19 protein-coding genes are annotated in these 15,693 nt (G+C 68.3%); 4 read left to right on the top strand and 15 right to left on the bottom strand.

From position 1 onward, the window contains the following. Window positions 1-49 precede the first annotated feature (49 nt). The gene (locus EV652_RS31360) at window positions 50-1,531 is read left to right on the top strand and encodes a glycoside hydrolase family 3 protein (RefSeq protein WP_132212894.1); all 1,482 of its coding nucleotides are present in this window, start codon (window positions 50-52) and stop codon (window positions 1,529-1,531) included. Between the two features lie 29 nt (window positions 1,532-1,560). Here EV652_RS31360 and EV652_RS31355 read toward each other — a convergent pair whose 3' ends face one another. The 4 genes from EV652_RS31355 to EV652_RS31345 all read right to left on the bottom strand — a co-directional run bounded on the left by EV652_RS31355 (window position 1,561) and on the right by EV652_RS31345 (window position 3,783). Further along, complete coding sequence (locus EV652_RS31355) at window positions 1,561-2,238, bottom strand: alkylmercury lyase family protein (RefSeq protein WP_242002124.1); 678 nt, start codon at window positions 2,236-2,238, stop codon at window positions 1,561-1,563. A gap of 76 nt (window positions 2,239-2,314) precedes the next feature. After that, entirely contained in the window at window positions 2,315-2,473 is a 159-nt protein-coding gene (locus tag EV652_RS45470) for a hypothetical protein (protein WP_242002123.1), read from the bottom strand. After that, a complete protein-coding gene (locus EV652_RS31350) occupies window positions 2,470-2,856 on the bottom strand; it encodes a MerR family transcriptional regulator (RefSeq protein ID WP_132212893.1) in 387 nt (128 codons plus the stop codon). The genes EV652_RS45470 and EV652_RS31350 overlap by 4 nt, the downstream gene beginning before the upstream one ends. A 48-nt stretch (window positions 2,857-2,904) precedes the next feature. Next, on the bottom strand, window positions 2,905-3,783 hold the full coding sequence (locus EV652_RS31345) for a ClpX C4-type zinc finger protein (RefSeq protein ID WP_132212892.1): 879 nt from the start codon (window positions 3,781-3,783) through the stop codon (window positions 2,905-2,907). A gap of 105 nt (window positions 3,784-3,888) precedes the next feature. Here EV652_RS31345 and EV652_RS31340 point away from each other — a divergent pair, with 105 nt between their 5' ends. Then, on the top strand, window positions 3,889-4,404 hold the full coding sequence (locus tag EV652_RS31340; protein WP_132212891.1) for a DinB family protein: 516 nt from the start codon (window positions 3,889-3,891) through the stop codon (window positions 4,402-4,404). 137 nt (window positions 4,405-4,541) lie between these two features. Here EV652_RS31340 and EV652_RS31330 read toward each other — a convergent pair whose 3' ends face one another. The 7 genes from EV652_RS31330 to EV652_RS31295 form a co-directional block, all read right to left on the bottom strand. Beyond that, on the bottom strand, window positions 4,542-4,943 hold the full coding sequence (locus EV652_RS31330; RefSeq protein ID WP_132212890.1) for an arsenate reductase ArsC: 402 nt from the start codon (window positions 4,941-4,943) through the stop codon (window positions 4,542-4,544). Continuing rightward, window positions 4,940-5,677, bottom strand: coding sequence for an aquaporin (locus EV652_RS31325; protein WP_132212889.1), 738 nt, complete (start codon window positions 5,675-5,677; stop codon window positions 4,940-4,942). The genes EV652_RS31330 and EV652_RS31325 overlap by 4 nt, the downstream gene beginning before the upstream one ends. Beyond that, window positions 5,674-6,342, bottom strand: a complete 669-nt coding sequence (locus EV652_RS31320; RefSeq protein WP_132212888.1) for an arsenate reductase ArsC — start codon at window positions 6,340-6,342, stop codon at window positions 5,674-5,676. Before EV652_RS31320 ends, EV652_RS31325 begins: the two co-directional genes overlap by 4 nt. Continuing rightward, entirely contained in the window at window positions 6,342-7,043 is a 702-nt protein-coding gene (locus EV652_RS31315; RefSeq protein ID WP_132212887.1) for an arsenate reductase/protein-tyrosine-phosphatase family protein, read from the bottom strand. The genes EV652_RS31320 and EV652_RS31315 overlap by 1 nt, the downstream gene beginning before the upstream one ends. A 74-nt stretch (window positions 7,044-7,117) precedes the next feature. Further along, entirely contained in the window at window positions 7,118-8,593 is a 1,476-nt protein-coding gene (locus EV652_RS31310; RefSeq protein ID WP_132212886.1) for an MptA/MptB family glycosyltransferase, read from the bottom strand. Beyond that, a complete protein-coding gene (locus tag EV652_RS44775) occupies window positions 8,593-9,921 on the bottom strand; it encodes a DUF2064 domain-containing protein (protein ID WP_199238490.1) in 1,329 nt (442 codons plus the stop codon). The genes EV652_RS31310 and EV652_RS44775 overlap by 1 nt, the downstream gene beginning before the upstream one ends. Further along, on the bottom strand, window positions 9,918-10,574 hold the full coding sequence (locus EV652_RS31295; RefSeq protein ID WP_199238489.1) for a glycosyltransferase family 2 protein: 657 nt from the start codon (window positions 10,572-10,574) through the stop codon (window positions 9,918-9,920). The genes EV652_RS44775 and EV652_RS31295 overlap by 4 nt, the downstream gene beginning before the upstream one ends. A 123-nt stretch (window positions 10,575-10,697) precedes the next feature. On the opposite strand from EV652_RS31295, the gene EV652_RS31290 reads away from it, so the two are divergent. Together EV652_RS31290 and EV652_RS31285 are read left to right on the top strand one after the other, a co-directional pair. Next, window positions 10,698-11,021 carry a response regulator gene (locus EV652_RS31290; protein ID WP_132212885.1) on the top strand — a complete coding sequence of 108 codons (324 nt, stop codon included), beginning with the start codon at window positions 10,698-10,700 and terminating at the stop codon, window positions 11,019-11,021. 20 nt (window positions 11,022-11,041) lie between these two features. After that, the gene (locus tag EV652_RS31285) at window positions 11,042-12,172 is read left to right on the top strand and encodes a sensor histidine kinase (protein WP_132212884.1); all 1,131 of its coding nucleotides are present in this window, start codon (window positions 11,042-11,044) and stop codon (window positions 12,170-12,172) included. On the opposite strand, the gene EV652_RS31280 is transcribed toward EV652_RS31285, so the two are convergent. From EV652_RS31280 to EV652_RS31265, 4 genes are read right to left on the bottom strand one after another with little or no spacing between them, the layout of a single operon-like run. After that, window positions 12,158-13,183, bottom strand: a complete 1,026-nt coding sequence (locus EV652_RS31280; protein WP_132212883.1) for an NAD-dependent epimerase/dehydratase family protein — start codon at window positions 13,181-13,183, stop codon at window positions 12,158-12,160. The genes EV652_RS31285 and EV652_RS31280 overlap by 15 nt on opposite strands. Then, entirely contained in the window at window positions 13,180-13,980 is an 801-nt protein-coding gene (locus EV652_RS31275; RefSeq protein ID WP_132212882.1) for an S-methyl-5'-thioadenosine phosphorylase, read from the bottom strand. The genes EV652_RS31280 and EV652_RS31275 overlap by 4 nt, the downstream gene beginning before the upstream one ends. Window positions 13,981-13,990: 10 nt before the next feature. After that, a complete protein-coding gene (locus EV652_RS31270; RefSeq protein WP_132212881.1) occupies window positions 13,991-14,443 on the bottom strand; it encodes a hypothetical protein in 453 nt (150 codons plus the stop codon). Next, window positions 14,440-15,579: a molybdopterin-dependent oxidoreductase gene (locus EV652_RS31265; protein WP_132212880.1), complete on the bottom strand. Its 1,140-nt coding sequence runs from the start codon at window positions 15,577-15,579 to the stop codon at window positions 14,440-14,442. The genes EV652_RS31270 and EV652_RS31265 overlap by 4 nt, the downstream gene beginning before the upstream one ends. Between the last annotated feature and the right edge of the window lie 114 nt (window positions 15,580-15,693).

Below are 15,693 nucleotides of genomic sequence, written 5' to 3'. Positions count from 1 at the left end.
GGGATGACCAGAGGCGCCGTCAAAGGTTGAATCCCCTCAGGAGGATGTTGTGAACCCCTCGCACGACGCAGAGCTCAACCGGCTCGCCCACGGTGTGCTGTTCCCCGCCCTCGGCCGGCCCACGGTTCCGAACTGGGTCGGACCGCGGATCGAGGCCGGCCTCGGCGGCTTCGTGATCTTCGGCAAGGACATCGTCGACGGCGACCAGTTCCAGCGGTTGGCCGCCGAACTGCACGGTCTGCGTGACCACGTCCTGCTGTCGATCGACGAAGAGGGCGGCGACGTCAACCGGCTGGAGAACCTCGGCGGCTTCTCGATGCCCGGCAACCGGGCGCTCGGCGAGCTGAACGACGTCGAGCTGACTCGGCAGGCCGCCTTCCAGATCGGCCTGTCGCTGGTCGAGGCCGGCGTCGACTGGGACCTGGCCCCGGCGGTCGACACGGCCGTCAACCCGATGAGCCCGAACGGGATCCGCTGCTTCGGCGCCGACCGCGATCTGGTCAGCCGGCACACCGCCGCCTGGGTGGAAGGCCTGCAGGCGGCCGGGGTCAGCGCCTGCGCCAAGCACTACCCGGGCCACGGTCTCAGCGGCACGGATGCTCACCTCGCAACACCACTCGTCGACGTCTCCCGGGCTGAGCTGTTGGACAGCTATCTCGATCCGTTCCGTGCCGCGATCGACGCCGGAGTTGACAGCATCATGGTGTCGCACGACCTGGTGCCGCAGCTGGACGACGTACCGGCGACGATCAGCAGGGTGCTGCTCACCGACATCCTGCGCGGAGAGCTCGGGTACGACGGTGTGGTGATCACCGACGCGCTGGAGATGTACGGGATCGCCGACGTGGCGCCGTTGCCGGAGGCCGCCGCACGGGCGATCGAGGCCGGGGCCGACGCGCTCTGCCTCGGGTCGTGGGCGTTCCTCGACGACGTGGACGTGGCCGCCGCTGCGCTGGTCGAGGCGGTCGAGAGCGGGCGGCTGCCACTGGAGCGGCTGCGGAGTGCCAACGAGCGACTGGCTCGGCTGGGGACCCGGCCCAAGGCGGACGTCGCGCTGCGGGACAACTCACTGGGTGAGCGGCTTGCCGAACAGGTTGCGGTCACCCACGGGGACCCGGTGCTGCGGAGTGACGCCGTACTGATCATCCGGCTGGAGCCGACCCACTCCCCCGCGGCGGGCTCGGCGGGCTGGGGTGCGGAGAAGATGCTGCGCGATGCCGGGAAGGTTGTCGAGAGCATCGGGTTGTCGGGGCAGACCTACAACGGGCCCGGGATGGCTCGGGCCGGCGTCGGTGAGTTCCGGTCGGAGTACGGCGCGGACAGCCAGGTCGTCCTGCTGGTTCGGGGAGCTCACCGCTTCGACTGGCAGGAGAAACTCATCGGGCAGCTGCAGAGCCAGCACCCGGACATGATCGTCGTCGACATGGGCGTCCCGGGCACGGACTACTCGGACTTCGCCGGCTGGATCCAGACCTTCGGCAGCGCCCGAGTCTGCGCCGAAGCCGCCACCCGGAGACTCCTCGGTTCATGATCACGGCGGCGGCGGAGCCGGCCACCTCGTCAGGCAAGCAGGTGGCCGAAGAGGCGGGTAGCCAGAGCCTCTGCCTCGGACTGGTTGATGATCTGTCCCGGTACGTCGGTATGTTCAGCGACCCATGTCTCAGCCGACGAGCGGTCGGTGAAGAAGTTGAGGTAGTCGCAGCAACAGTCCGCCGACGGTCCCCCACCGGCGTCAGCACCGATGAACACCACCACCTCGACTGGCTCCCAGATACTGCGACCATCCGCCATCACTACCCTGATCGGCCGGCCGGTAGTTACGTCGACGGACTCGATCACCGTGTCCCGCCCGAGCATTGGCGCCATGCCGAGAGCATCAACCGCGCACATCGCGTACACGTCGACCTGGTCGCCGATCCTCACCCGGTGCCGCGTCGGGACCGCGGAAAATGGGTAGGCGACAGCGATGTCGCCGTACGACGTCAACCGGATCGCATCCGCGTCATGCAAAGCCTGCAGCACCTCAGCCGCACGACCTGCCGCCACCTGGTCGAGGGCATGGAGTGCGGGTGAGCGCCCGGTAGCAGCGAAGGCACACAGAATCGCCTGATGCGGTGCCCGCTCGACCGCATCCAGCGGCAAGGCCCGCGTGCGCCAGGCACTCAGAACCTCGGTGGGCGGCGCCACGTCGCCGCCGATCGCGACTCGCAACTGCTCGACTGACGGCGCAGACACCATCCGGCCGTCGTCATCTCGATACAGGCGACACGACACACCGCACGCACACTCCCCCGCAGCGAACGGATCAACCCCGTCAACCAACAACGTCGGAGAACCCGCCATCCCGAACCGCAGCGTCCGCGTCGGTCTCGATCACCCGTGTCATCATCGGCAGGTCCGTCACCTGCGCGAGGCGTTCCAGCAGTGGCGGCAGGTTCGGACAGTCCGGCACATGCAACACCTCGAGCCTCATCGGACCGCCTCGAGCAACGCGCAGCATCGATCCGCCCTGGGGAGATCGCACGTCCTCACCAACTCGGACAACGAAGCATGCATCCGCTGCAGATCCGCGATCCGCGCCGCCAGATCATCGCGCCGATGCTCGGCCAATGCTCGCGCCGCATCACAGCTGTCCGGACCGCCGTCGTCGAGGTGAAGCAACTCCTCCACCTCGTCGAGCGTGAACCCGAGTTCCCGCGCACGCTTCACGAACCGCAGCAACTCCACGGCCGCTACCGGATAGTCCCGGTAACCTCCCGGCGTCCGCGGCGGCTCATCCAGTAGCCCACGCCTCTCGTAGTACCGCAGCGTCTCGGTGTTCACCCCAGCCCGATCGGCCAGCTCACTCGTTCGCATGCCCCCATCGTGAACCCTGGACCTGGCTACAGAGTCAACCCCGCAACGCTAATCCCCGTCGACCGGTCCAGCGGCGGTCGCGACGATGTCCGTCGCCAGTACGACGCACTCACTGCAGATCCGCACGCCGGGACCGTTGACCATCACTCGGTCAGGGTCACTGCACCCGCAGAACGAGCAAGCCAGCCCATCCCGATCAGGCTTCCCGGTACGACGACCACGCCGTCCGGACCGCGGTGGCGGCGGATTCAGGTCAGCGAACTCCTTCTTCACCCGCGCCGGCTCAACCCCCAGATCGTCGAGCACTCGCCGGGCCGACGAGCCGGTGTCGACCGCCAGCGCGAACAAGAGATGCTCGGTCCGCGTCAGGTTCTGCCCTCTGCTCGCGGCCAAGCGACGCGCTCCGACGACCGCGCCCTCCGCTTCACCATCGCCGACAACGCGCTCACCGCCGGCGTCACGAGACGTCAAGAGTCGGCCGGCCGCTTCACTCACAGCCTCGCGCGTCACACCGAGCCGGTCGAGCACATTCGCGGCCACGCCGACGTGCAACAGCCCGAGCAGTAGATGCTGCGTCCCGGTCACACTGTCCTCAGCCTCAGCGGCCGCACGTGCGACCTCCAAACAGGCCAGCAGCCGTGGCTCCAAGGCAGGCAGTTCAGCGCTCACCGCCGTACCGCTCTGGCCCTCCAATCGAGGCGAGAATCGCTGCCGCGCGGCCTGCTTGGAGACCCCCAACCGCTCGCCGATCACAGTCCACGACAACCCAGCCGCCCGGGCGGCGCCGACGTAGTGATCCACCATCCCGTCGGCCATGCCGCCGACCTGCTCGGCAACTCTCACCGCCGTCTCGAGCAGCACGAGCGGATCCTGCGTAGGCGACTGACTGACCACAGCCTCGATCAATGCCCGCGTACTCACATCCACTCGACAACCTTACGTTGTCGAGTGCGACGACGACAAGATCACATTGTCGACCGACGTGCGGCTCCAGGTAGTTGGCGCGCGCACCATCGCGACCGACCATGAGACATGGAGCGGAGTCTGGCGCACGAGGAATGGGAGCGCGTTCGACGCGAATTCCATCAACTGGTTGAGCAAGCCGACGAGTCCGCTTTGCGCAGACCGTCAAACGGGACGCGGTGGAGCAACAGGCAACTGCTCTTCCACATACTGCTCGGGTATCTGATCATCCGGGCCCTACTGCGACTGGTGCGGGTGTTCGGGCACCTACCCGACGGAGCCAGCCGGTCATACGCGCGGCTGCTGAACGCAGGGACCAAACCGTTCGATGTCGTGAACTTCCTGGGTTCGTACGCCGGCGGCAACACGATGAGCCCCGAGCGCATGGTGGTGATGTTCGATCATGTCATCGACAAGCTGCATCGGCGGCTGGACGCGGAGAGCGAGTCGGATTTGGCGCGGGGCATGTACTACCCGGCGCGATGGGATCCGTTCTTCAAGGACTACATGACACTGGCGGACGTCTACCGCTTCCCGACCCAGCACTTCGACTTCCACCGGCGGCAACTCACGCTGGACAACTGACCGTTCGGGTGACGGCCAGCGCCGTGGCACGTGGGTCTGCTACTGGCCGCTGCCCGAGCGCCTGACCTGGCTGTCGACGTTCGTGTCCGTCCCGACACCCGCGTCCGCCTGACCGTGTCGCTCGACTGAGCAGGTGTTCAGGAGGCGCTGAGCTCGCCGACGAGCTTCTCCACCCGGCTTCGGATCTCGTCGCGCACCTGGCGGACCACCTCGATCGGCTGACCGGCCGGGTCGGTCAGCTCCCAGTCCTCGTACCGCTTACCAGGAAAGACCGGGCACGCGTCGCCGCAGCCCATGGTGATGATCACGTCGCTCTCGCGGACGGTCTCGGTCTCCAAGAGCTGCGGCACCGCGCCGGTGATGTCGATGCCGACCTCGCGCATAGCCTCCACGGCGACCGGGTTGATCTGGTCACGCGGTTCCGAACCAGCAGACCGGACCTCGACCGTGTCGCCCGCCAGATGCCGCAACCAACCCGCGGCCATCTGCGACCGACCTGCGTTGTGAACGCAGACGAACAGGACAGTGGGCTTGCTCACGATGACACTCCAGTGGTTTGAGAGGTGGTGACGACCTCGCTCGCGGCTCGCCCCGCCGTTGGATACAGCACAGCCAACAGCCCGACGCCGACCACTGCGCCGATGAACTGTGCGATCACGAAGCCGGGTAGTGACGCCGGTGCGATGCCCGCGAAGGTGTCGCTGAACGCCCGCCCGATCGTGACCGCTGGATTCGCGAACGAGGTCGACGAGGTGAACCAGTACGCCGACCCGATGTACGCGCCGACCGCGGCCGGCGCGTACGAGGCTCGCCCGGACGAGACCAGCGCGAAGATCAGCACGATCAGCCCGGCCGTCGCAACGACCTCGCCGAGCCAGAGGTGCCCGGCGCTGCGTTCCGTCGTCGACCAGGACACCGCGGCTTCGCCGTACATGAGATTGGCCAGTACGGCGCCCAGCACCGCACCGACGATCTGCGCCGGAACGTAGGCGCCGAGGTCACGCGATGTCAGACCGCCCCCGGTACGTCGACCGAGCCACCAGTCGACGCCCGACACCACCGGGTTGAAGTGCGCACCGGATAGCGGCCCGACCATCAGAATGAGTACGGCGAGACCAAGCGCGGTCGCGAACGCGTTCTCCAGCAACTGGAGTCCGACATCGTTCGGCGACAGCTTCGCGGCGGCGATCCCCGAGCCGACGACGACCGTGACCAGCAGACCGGTTCCGATGCCTTCGGCAACTGCCCGTCGCCAGAGTGGAGCGGTGTTCACCGGCCGCTCGCAGCAGGTACGGCGAGCTGGTCGAGCAACTGGCGGACCCGTCGCTCGATCTCGTCCCGGATCGGACGAACCTCGGCGACGTCAAGCCCGGCCGGGTCGTCCAAGACCCAATCCTCGTACCGCTTGCCGGGGAAGATCGGGCACGCATCACCGCAGCCCATGCTGACGACGACGTCAGCCGCCCGGACGACCTCGTCGGTCCAAGGCTTCGGATACTCGGTCGAGATGTCGATCCCGCGCTCGGCCATCGACACGACCGCGGCCTGATTCACCTCGACACCTGGCTCCGAGCCGCCCGACCAGCCGATCGCCCGATCACCGACCAGGTGCTCGAAGAACCCCAGCGCCATCTGGCTGCGGCCGGCGTTGTGCACGCAGAGGAACAGGACAACCGGACGATCATCGTCGTGATGACCCTCGACCCGCGCCAGTGCGGTCAGCCGCTGACGAGCGAACCGCTCAGCCAGCAGGGGTAGAAAGTTCGGCACCGTACTGCCGGTCGCGAACTGGTCATAGCTCGAGTGCAGGAACCGCTCGATCGTCTCCACGCCGTAGATGCCGGCGAACTGCTCCCCCAGCCTGGACACCGCCGTCCGCAACGCCAACTGCTGATCTATGGAGAGGTCTTCGCGGTGGTACCCAGAGATTCCGGTCATCATCCACTCCTCGATCGGTTCGCCTCAGAGGGCGAAACCAATGGCGCCAGCCGATCGATCCGGCCGGCGATCTCGTCGTACGCCGCCTCGAACGCCGTATCCGTGTTCACCGGCGCCGGATCGGGCACCGACCAATGCACCCGCGGCCGCGCTTCGGCCGGCAGATGCTCATACGCGATATCGCACACGGCGATCACCAGGTCGTCCGGCTTCACCACATCACTCACCTGAGCCGTACGCCACTTGGCCGGATCGAGTCCGTGCCGCCGCCCGACCTTCACCGCCCGCGGATGCACTCGCTCCGCAGGCCGAGTCCCCGCGGACGCCGCCGGCACCTGACTACGCCGCGACCAGATCGCGGCCGCCAACTGCGACCGGGCCGAGTTATGTGTACACACAAACACCACCCGCGGCACATCAGCCAACAAAGGACTACTCACCATCGCCAACGTCTCCGGCACCAACCGCACGTACGTACGCCGGTGATCCCCTTCCGACCGCCCGCGCACCACCACCCCAGCCTCCTGCAACACCTTCAAGTGATGTGCCACCAAGTTCGTCGGCATCCCCAGCACAGCCCCCAACTCCCCCGGCGCCGCATCCCCCAGCGCCAACGCATCGACAATCGCCAGCCGCGCCGGATCCCCCAGCGCCGCATGCACGCGAGCCCGGTCAACCAGAGAGTTCTGCTCAAGGTCCATTGACTCAATACTCACTGAGGTACTTCTGGAAGTCAATACGGACGCAACGCCAGAACGTCCTTCCGGCACTGATCTCACGAGGGAGGGATCATGCCGGCGGCAGATCCTCCGGCTCGCGGCACAGGCCCACGCCGCAGTCCCGATCTGTGGCGTAGTGAGATTGCGGTGATGACTGTCAGGGCCGCGGTGAGGTGGATCAGCCCTTGTCGCAGCTCGTGGCCGAAGCTCGCGTAGGCCAGATAGGAAGCCACGGGTACGGCGAGCCACTCGGCCCGGCCGGCGAGTACGGCGAGGGCGATGAGCGGAACGCCGTACCAGGGATAGGTCGGCGTAGTCAGCAAGAGTGCTGCGCCGTACAGCCAGCAGCAGGTGACCGCGATCGGTTGCCGACCGTGCAGGCGGATCGCCAGCAGTGCAAGGGCAATCGCGAGGACTGCGGTGACGAGCTGACGGGCCATCGGAGGCAACACGAGACCCAGAATCGCCGAGCGGGAGCTGCCGTCGGAGAACCCTTCCTGCCCGAGATAGCCGGGCAGGAACCCGACCACCAAGGTGCCGACGGCAAGGACGTACGGGACGTAGCTCGCCACGAAGGTCCCAACAGCCACGAGCGGGGTCGTGAGGCCGTGTCGCCGCACCGCTGTGAAGGCCGGCAGAAGCAGGAGCGGCAGAAGCTTGACACTGGCCGCCGCGCCAAGAAGAAGCCCGGTGATCACTGGTGCACGCCGGGCGGCCGTGATGACTGCGGCAACGAGGAGCGCGGCAGCGAGTACGTCGATGTGGGCGGCGCTGCCGGCCTCGAGGGCGACAATCGGCGACCACCCCCACAGGACCGCCCAGCGGGGATCCCGGTTGCGGCGGCGTAGTTCGGTGGCAAGCAGCGCCGTCACGCCGACGGCGAGTGCGGCGGCTGCCAGTTGGAGCCCGAAGGTGCCGGCCGACCACGGGGTGAGGAATGCGACGGCGGTGAAGTAGGCCTGGGCCACCGGCGGGTAGATGGTCGGGACCCGTGGGCGATTGATCCGCGTGCGTGGATCGTCGGCCGAGAGCGCGGTGAGCGCGGCTGGATCATGGGGGATGCGCGGTGGGCCGGTGACACCGGACCGGTCTGCCGGCGAGAGACCGGGAAAGAGGATCGGGTCGCGGAGCCTCGCCAGTGCGTCGTCGAGCGGCACATGCGAGTACGGCGACGTACCGGAGAGCTGCACGCGTCCGTCCCAGACGTAGCGGTAGGCATCTGTGCTGGTGATCGGTGCAAGAGTGAGACCCGGCACCTGGCACACCGCGGCGAACGCGAGGATGCCGAGCACCGCGCGAGGGCCTGCGGGGCGACGCGTGATCATCCAGGCGATCCCGCCAAGCAGGAGCATCGCCGCCACCAGGACGAGGTTCGGCCACCAGGCTGCCGAGGCCGTGGCGATGACTGCCGTGCTGCCCACAACACTGACTAGTCCGCCGATCGCGAGCGGCAGCCCGCGCAGGGAGGCCCGGGCCGGCCCACCGACGGCTGGACGGCGCAAGCTGCTGGATGGCCGCTGCACAGCGACCATCACCAGACCCGGCGGAGGCCGTGTGCCTGGGCCTGATGGGGCGGGTGAACCCAGGAGTCTCCTGCTGTGGTGCCGGCCGGCGAGCGGCGGAAGGTGAGGAAGGCCCGGCCGTCGGCGCGCCAGTCCTCGGTGGCGAGCAGCCCAGCGGCGCGGCCGTGCCGGATGATCGCGCGGCTCCCAACTCTTGCCCAGGGCAATGGTCTCGACCGGCGTCCGTTCGCGCTCCGCAGGACGATCGCACCGGAGTCGTCGAGGCCGTCGTCTGGATCGACCTCGACCAGGACCACCCCGTTCGGCCGGACGAGTTCGGCACAGCGTCGCAGCAGGACATCCGGGGCGCCCCCGATGCCGATGTTGCCGTCCATCAGCAGGACACTCCCCCAGCGTCCCTCGCCAGGCAGCGGTTCCTGCACCGCCCGACGCAGCGCGGCGGCGCCACGGTCGGTCGTGAGCCGTACGGCGTGGGCGGAGATATCGACGCCCAGCGCCGCAATCCCCTGCTCGGCGAGCGCCGTCACAATCCGCCCGGGACCGCAGCCGATGTCCAGCACCGGTCCCTCGCAACGGCTCAAGGCGATCCGATCCACCGCATCCGCGGGCGCCCGCCAGCGGTCCATCTCGGACAACGCCGGAACCGCCAGCCCGTCGGTGCCGGTGACGACCACTCGTCCACCGTCGAGGGCCTTCTCGAAGAGCAGTGCCGGATGTGCCGCGTGCTGCAGCCGTCGATGCAGCCGCGACATCCGCAGGTCGGGAAAGCCGGCCGCGATCGCCGCCGCGTCCGGTGGGGTATCCATGTCCCGAAGCGTCGGCAGCAGCTTCACCCGGTAGCCGAGCAGCTCGAGTCTGGCCAGCTGGTCGACCCCGGTGTGATCCGTCGACATGGGTACTCCGACCAGCGCACGCCGATCGGGTTCGCGCAGGCCAAGGCACCAATAGCCGCCGTCATCGGTCAGCCCCAGCACAGCGTCGTACCCCGACCAGTCGGTTCCGAGCAGCACGGGAGTCACCTGCGGCGTGTCCATGCCGATCAGCATCATCGGCGATCCGGCGTACGCGTCCTCGAACGCTGCGGCCAGCCGCTCGTCGAGACCGGTGCCGCGCTGAGCGATCACCGAGAACCCGTCCGGCAACCACGGTCCGGCCATCCCGTCCAGCGCCAGGACATAGCGCAGTACGGGCGTCTTCCGGACGGCGGCCAGGGTATCGGCGAGGGAAGCACGGGCCAGCGCAGCGGCCTCGCCGGGGGTGAACTCTGTCTGCAGGCGGGTCTTCACATGGCCGGGAATCGGTTCTTTCGCGATCACGATCAGCGTGCCGGCGTTCATGCGATCAGCACCTTGGTCATGTCCTTGACCGCTCGTACGGCGCCGAGCGGCGTACCGGTCACCTTCGAACGACCTGACCGGGGCAAGTAGTCCACATCGACCTCGGCGATCCGCCAGCCGGCGTCAGCCGCCTTGACCACGGTCTCCAGCGGATAGCCGGATCGCCGGTCGGTCAGTGCGAGATCCAGCAGCGATTGCCGATGAGCGGCGCGCATCGGGCCAAGATCGTGCAGACGGATCCCGGTCCGGCGGTGGATGCGGCGAGCGAGCTCCGCGTTGGCGAGGCGGAGGTGCCACGGCCACGCGCCGCGAGTGATCGGGCGACGCCGGCCGAGCATCAGATCGGCCCGGCCGGCCAGGACCGGCGCGGTGACGCGAACGAGCTGACGGGGATCGAGCGACGCGTCCGCGTCGAGAAATGCCACCACCTCGGCCGTCGCCGCTTCCAGCCCGGCGTGGCAGGCGGCGCCGTAACCGCGAAGCTCACACGAGATCACGGTGGCTCCGAGAGCGGCGGCGATCTCGGCCGAGCCGTCAGTCGAACCGTTGTCCACGACAACCGCCCGGACGCCGTCCGGCAACCGGGCGAGCACCCACGGCAGAGCGGTCGCCTCGTTCAGGCACGGCAGGACAAGGTCCACATCAGCAGCCACCCTTCGACCGTAGGGAAATCCTGTCGTTGCCTGGGGCCGCACGCGGCTACGGCTTGCTTACGGCATGGCGTTCTCCGGCTCGAGTGGGATGGGAGACGGGGTGGACGGTCCTACGCTCATGGCGTGGCTACTCGAGTGCTCGTGGTGGACGACGACCCGACCGTTTCCAACGTCGTCTCGGCGTACCTGACCAAGGCCGGGTACGACGCCCGCGTGGTCGCCGACGGGGTCGCGGCGGTCGAGGTGTGGCAGCAGTGGAAGCCGTCGGTCGTCGTACTGGACGTGATGCTGCCCGGCCTGTCCGGGCTGGAGGTCCTGCGCCGGGTCTGGGGCTGGGACTTCGGTGACTCCTCGACCGTGACGGTCCACGTCCGGCGGCTGCGGGAGAAGATCGAGGCCGACCCGTCCGATCCCCGGCTGGTGCTCACGGTCCCGCGGACCGGCTAACGCTTCGTGGGTGAGGGCGAATGAACCGCGACACGATCACGATCCTCGCGCTGACCACCCTGTGGACGCTGGTCGTCGCCGCAGTGGGCGCAGTGGTGCTGTGGAAGTTCCGGCGCAGGTCCTTGCGGATCACCATGATCGTCGTCGCCATCGTGCCGATGGCCGCCGCGCTGGCCGCCGTACTGCAGAGTGTGCGGGCGATGTTCATCTCGGCCCACGACTCGCTCGTGGTGCTGTGGACGCTGGCCTTCTCAGCGCTCCTGGGGTTGGCGATGTCGGTCCTGCTCGCCCACTGGATCAGCACCGGTTCACGTGATGTGGGACGGCGGTTGCGTCACCTTGGTACGTCGTACGAGCCCGTCGCGGGCACTGGCACCAGTAACGTGCCGGCCGAGCTGACCGCGCTGACGGTCGAACTAGAGCAGACCCGGCAACGGCTGGCTGCGTCCCGGGACCGTGAGATCGCGCTCGAAGCCAGCCGCCGCGAGCTGGTCGCTTTCCTGTCCCATGACCTTCGTACGCCGCTCGCCGGGTTGCGAGCCGTGTCGGAAGGACTCGAGGACGGCGTGGTCGACGACGTACCGGGCGCTCTGCGCCAGATGCGAACCACCGTGGACCGGATGACCGGCCTGGTGGACGATCTCTTCGAGCTGTCCCGGCTGGCCGCCGCGCCGCCATCACGCCGCCGCACGGCGGTCAGCCTCCGTGAACTGGCCGAAGACGTCGCCGGTGAGACCTGCGAACACGCCCGCTCCGAGGGTGTCGCGCTGTCGGTCTCGACACCCGGCAACAACGATCGGCTGGCGGTGCACGGTGACGCCGACGAGCTGACCCGCGCGGTGACGAACCTGGTCGACAACGCGATCCGCCACACCGAACCTGGCGGAGCCGTCCGCCTCAGTGTCGATCGCGAAACCGACGGCCGGATCCGGCTCGCGGTGACGGACGGCTGCGGCGGGATCCCGGACCACGACCTGGACCGCGTCTTCGACGTCGGCTGGCGAGGCGACCTTCAACGAACCCCGGCGGATGGTGGCGGCGGCCTCGGCCTCGCGATCGCCCCGGGCGTGGTCGAGTCCCATCACGGCAACATCGCCGTCGCCAGCGTCCCCGGCGGCTGCGCCTTCGAGATCGACCTACCGGCCGGCTGAGCTGACCAGGTCGGCGACGCCGTCGGTCAGGTCATAGGCCGGTTTCCAGCCCAGCTCTGTCTTGATCCGGTCGGAGGTAGCGGTGATGTGCCGGACGTCGCCGAGGCGGTACCGACCGGTGATCACCGGTGCGGGTCCGTCGTACGCGCGGGACAGCTCGGTGGCCAGGTCGGCAATGGTGTGGACGGTGCCGCTGCCGACGTTGTACGCCGCGAACTGCGGGTGGTCGGCCTGGGCGGCCAGCGCCACGGCCGAGGCGATGTCCTGCACGTGGACGAAGTCGCGGCGCTGGCGGCCGTCCTCGAAGACCTGGGGAGCTTCACCGCGCTCGAGGCTGGAGCGGAACAACGCCGCCACCCCCGCGTACGGCGTATTGCGCGGCATCCCTGGTCCGTACACATTGTGGAACCGCAGCGCGGCGACCCGGCCGCCGGTTTCCCGGGCCCAGGCGGCGGCGAGGTGTTCCCCCGTCAGCTTGGACGCCGCATACGCGTTGCGTGGATCGAGCCTTGTGTCCTCGCCGACCAGGCCGGGCTGCAGGAACTCCCCGCAGTACGGGCACGGTGGTTCGAAGTTGCCGTCCTCGAGGTCCGGGATCCGCCGGGGTCCAGGGGCGACGACGCCGTGCTGTGCACAGTCGTAGCGGCCCTCGCCGTACACCACCATCGAGCTGGCGTAGACGAAGTGATCGATCTTGGCGCGCCCCAACTGCCGGAGCAGAACCGCAGTGCCGAGGCTGTTGCTGCTGACATAGTCGTCGATGTCGTCGAGGTCGACACCGAGCCCGACTTTCGCCGCGAGATGGATGACGACGTCGACGCCCCTCAGCGCGGCGGCGACCGCGTCGGCATCGCGCATGTCGGCGACGATCAGGTTCTCCATCACCGGCGGTTCATCATGCACGTCAGGCCGCAGGGAGTCGAACACGGTGACGTCGTGGCCGTCGGCAACGAGCTGGGCGTGCACGTGCCGGCCGATGAAGCCGGCACCACCGGTGAGCAGGACTTTCACCGGGCAGCAGTCCCTTCGGCGGCTGTGCCGTCCAGCGCATGGCGACAGGTGCAGTCGACGTCTGGTTTGGGCAGTTGCGCGATCACGTCGGCGAGGAGGATCTTGAGGCGTTCGATGCTGCGGCCGAACACCTCGAAGACCTCGGCCTGGGTGACGCCCTCCCCCGCCACAACGCCCGCGTCGTGGTCGGTGACCACGGCGACCGACGTGTAGCAGAGCCCAAGCTCGCGGGCGATCGACGCCTCGGGGGCGCCGGTCATGCCGACCACGGACCAGCCCTGTGCGGCGTGCCACCGGGATTCGGCCCGGGTCGAGAACCTCGGACCGTTGATCACCACCATCGTGCCGTCCGGGACCACCGCACCGTTGCCTGCAGCAATCACTGCTTCCCGGCCGGTCGGGCAGTACGGGTCGGCGGGCGACGTGTGAACCACCGGATGCGGCGGACCGTCGTACACGGTGTGCTCACGGCCCCAGGTCCGGTCGACGAACTGGTCGGGTACGACGAACGTGCCGGGAACGAGCTCAGGACGCAACGAGCCGACCGCGCACGGACCGAGGACCTGGCGGACGCCGAGAGCGTTCAGCGCCCAGAGATTGGCGCGATAGTTCACCCGATGCGGCGGGAAGCGGTGGTCGGCGCCGTGCCGCGGGATGAACGCGATCTCACGACCGTTCACCTCCCCCACGACGGGCGCCTCACTCGGCTGCCCGAACGGCGTCTCGACCGTCACCGGACGTGCGTCCCGGACGAAGGAATAGAAGCCCGAACCACCGATCACACCGATCTCAGCCATGCCTCCGACCCTAGGAGCGCCGAGCCCGCCGCAGACGCGATCCGGCCGATCCGTCAGCACGCCGTAACCGCCGGCCACCGACCACCAGGGCCAGTACGCCGGCCAGCACGATCGTGGCCTCGAGCAGCAGCCAGTCGCGGAGGTAGTCGCGCGACAGCACGGTCGGATTGGCACCTTTGCCTTCGCGCAGCAGCAGCGGAATCGCGATCAGTGTGGTGATCCCGACGTACAGAAGGGTCGTGCGGACGGTCGCCACCGTACGGCCGATCGACCAGCGGGTCAGGATCCATCCGACGCCGATCGTCAACGGGATCAGGACGAAGTCGTCCGCGAGTACGGCGCCGCCCAGCCACAGCGGTAACCGGATCAGGGCAGCTGTGCTCAAGGTCTGCAACAACAACCACAACCCCCACAGTCCGAGTACGACCCCGCAGATGGCCAACGTCGTACGAGCCTTGGTCATGGCAGCACCTCCAGGCGGTGGACCCACTTGGTCTGGAGGACGCCGGGCCGATTGGGAGCGATGATGCGGGCCGGGAATCCGTGGTCGAGGTCCAGGTCGCTGCCGTTCAGCCGGAGGGCGAGCAGCGTGAGCGGGTCGGCGGCGAAGTGCGGTGGGAGTTCGCTGGTCGCGTAGAAGCCGTCCTTCTCCATCGAGACCACGCGGACGCGGGATTCCGCCGGGGCGCCACAGAGTGCCAGCAGGTCGCGGATGCGGACCCCCTCCCACCGGGCGCCCTGGCTCCAGCCTTCGACGCATGCGATCGGCAGCTCGGATCGGCTCTGCGGCAGGGCGCGCAACTCATCCAGCGTGTAAGTAAGTTGCTCAGGGCCCTTGATCGTGAACAGCCAGTCAGCGCCGGCGGTCGTTACGCCCGCATCCCGGGCGGTTCGGTTCACCGGGAGACCCTGAGGGCCGATCCCCGGCTTGCGCGGAGCCAGTATGGCGACCGGCCCGAGCGCCGGCACCGACTGCCCGACCGAGGCGATCCCGACCAGCGCGCCGGCGCCGGCAACCGTCCGGAACAAGCCGCGTCGACTCAAGCGGGTGCCGTCGGCCGCTTCCCGCTCGATCGCAGGTTTGCGCCAGTGGCTGGTGATCAGCGGGAGCTTGACGGCCAGGTGCACGAGCAAGGCCCCGACGATGATCCACGCGAGTGCGTAATGGGTCTGCCGGAAGGGGAACGGCCACGGGTACCACTGCAGCGTGTTCACGAAGCCGATGAACAGTTCCAGCGCCAGCGCCGCCACCAGCACCAGGATCGAGAGCCGCTCGACCATCATGCCCAAGGCTTTCCGGCTGGGCGGCCACGGCGGCTTGGCGAACAGCTTCGGGTACACCGTCCACAACTTGGCCAGCAACAACGGGACAGCCACGATCCCGCTCAAAACATGCAGACCCTGCGTCACCCGATAGAACGACGCCGGCCGACTCGGGATGTACACCCAGTCAGGCGCGGACTGCTGGAAATGGCTGAACAACCCGGTCAGGAAACAGACCACCACCGCGACACCAAGCCAACGCCCGATCACGGTCGCAACCCGAGGATGATGCAAAGGAGACGAGAACGCCTCCTCCGTGGGAGCACGCAACTTCATGCCTCCATCACACCCCGCCAAACCCCCCGAGCGGCCGCTCCAAGCCCTTACCGCCCACGAACATCCCTCGGACCGGCTCGACCATCTCGTAGTGGCGGATGGTTGTCGGGGTAG

Origin of the sequence: Kribbella steppae (genome assembly GCF_004342025.1) — a bacterium.
GTDB lineage: Bacteria > Actinomycetota > Actinomycetes > Propionibacteriales > Kribbellaceae > Kribbella > Kribbella steppae.
Note: the sequence above shows the minus strand (reverse complement) of the source record. Positions and strands in the feature narration are given on the sequence as shown.